Source organism: Streptomyces sp. NPDC001027 (assembly GCF_040299045.1).
In the GTDB taxonomy this organism is placed as follows: domain Bacteria; phylum Actinomycetota; class Actinomycetes; order Streptomycetales; family Streptomycetaceae; genus Streptomyces.
The window spans coordinates 1-1,816 of the sequence record NZ_JBEPBI010000544.1 but is presented as its reverse complement, the minus strand read 5'-3'; the positions used below and the strand labels follow the sequence as shown (position 1 = coordinate 1,816).

At 67.1% G+C, this 1,816-nt stretch carries 1 protein-coding gene and 1 pseudogene; one reads left to right on the top strand and one right to left on the bottom strand.

Going from position 1 to position 1,816, the window contains the following annotated elements; translation table 11 throughout:
* Positions 1-282: 282 nt before the first annotated feature.
* Positions 283-828 (bottom strand): IS1096 element passenger TnpR family protein, encoded by a 546-nt coding sequence (locus ABT300_RS43740; protein ID WP_351688668.1) that lies wholly within the window; start codon positions 826-828, stop codon positions 283-285.
* Positions 829-984: 156 nt separating this feature from the next.
* Between ABT300_RS43740 and ABT300_RS44675 the strand changes: the two are divergent.
* Positions 985-1,724 (top strand): annotated as a pseudogene (locus ABT300_RS44675) (winged helix-turn-helix domain-containing protein); the annotation flags it as partial.
* Between the last annotated feature and the right edge of the window lie 92 nt (positions 1,725-1,816).

Sequence of the window (1,816 nt, the reverse complement as noted above, 5' to 3'; positions counted from 1 at the left end):
CCCATCTCTTCCGCCCACAGGTGGAGTTCATGCCCACCAACGTCGAACCACACGATCATGTTCGGAAAGCGGAAGCCTTCTAAAAGGAACGGATACGGCCGGGCCGGATTCGACCTCCTGCGACGCCAAGTCCTCCTCGCGGACTGAGCACGGTCACTCGCCGTTACCGGACCACAATAAGTGGATCAGAACCGTTGGTTTTCCCCGCTCGCGGCCATTTCGGCTCCCCGCTGTGGCCACGCCAATTCCCCACTGGCGGCCACTATGTGACGCAGAGTCAGGTCATCCTCGGCGGGGTTCGCCCCACCAAGGCAGGATCGGGGGCAGGTCGCCCAGACCGCGGGTCGGGCGCTTCGGCATCGACGACTCCCCGTCGTCTCCGTCCCAGCGGCGTGCGTATTGGTCGGGGAGGCTACCCCAGCCCCAGTAGGGAACCGGACGGGCGGGCGACTCGCCGAGTTCGTCGAGGGGATCCACGCGCCTTTCTGCCACCGTGCACAAGTGGGCCCAGTCGTCACCCATGTCGAAGACGTAGGCGAACTGCTCGCCGGCCTGCAACCTGCTCAGCTTGGTGCTGTGGCCGTCCACTGTGCCGTCCGGGGCCTCGCCGTCCCACCAGTCCACAGGACTTACCCGGGCGCCGTCGGACAACGTGAACAGGTGCAGATGGGCAAGGTCCCAGCGGCCGAAGGCGAGATCGATGGCCGTGGCTAACTGGGCGAAGGAGTGCGACCGTGCCGCGGCGAAGATGCGTCCGGGCCGTGGCCACAGATCCGCACCGTGCCCGGAGACCAGCTCCACCCGGATGGACAGCCAGGTACGCGCCACGTTCTCAACTCCTTTGCGTATCCGGTTCATCGGTCAGATCAAGGCTACTGAGTGTGACGACCGAGCGGGGAATCGAGCTGACCGTACGTGGGGAATTTCCACTGGCGCCGTCAGGGTGGTGGATTGGCTGCGGAGCGGTGGCGATTACGCGAGTAGATCCGGCACGAGGCGGGCAGGCGATTCGTTCACGGCGAGAAGACCGCGCTGATCGCGAAGGATTTCCGCGTCAGTGAAAGGTCGGTGGAGCGCTGGCGACGCGCCTGGCGGGAGGGCGGGATGGACGCGCTCGCCTCCACGGGGCCGCCGAAGCTTCCCAAGCTGTCCGACGGTCAGTTCGACGAGCTGGAGGAGGGACTGGCGCTGGGCCCCGCCGGGCATGGCTGGGAAGACCAGCGGTGGACCTTGGCTCGGATCAGGGCGCTGATCGCGTGGAAGTTCCAGATCGACTGCTCGACGGTGGCGGTGTGGCGTCCGCTGCACCGGCATGGCTGGTCGGGGCAGTGCCCCGCCCGTCGGGCCGTGGAGCGCGACGAGGGCGCGGTCAGCTGGAAGAAGGATGTGTGGCCGCAGGCGGAATGACTGCGGCGGTGCTCGGGGCCTACATCGTCTTTGAGGACGAGGCCGGGTTTTCGATGACACCGCCGTGAGCTCGCACCTGGGGCCAGCGCGGACACACGCCTGTGGTGCGGGTGCGCGGCCGGTCCTGGCGCCGCTGGTCGATCGCTGCCATGTGCTGCTACCAGCCGGGCGACTCCTCCCGGCCGATCTACCGCCCGGCAGCGCCGAAAGCACCTGGGTGCAGGATGCAACAGCTTCTCCTGGACCGACTACCGCGACCTGGCCGTGCGCGCCACATCCAGCTCAAAGCCCCCATCGTCTTGATCTGGGACAATCTCAAGTGCGCCACGAGGCGCTACGGAATCGAGTGGGGGTGAAAGGACCCCACCGCCGAACGGTCGCAGCCGTCCGGTGAAGCTGAGGGCAGCCG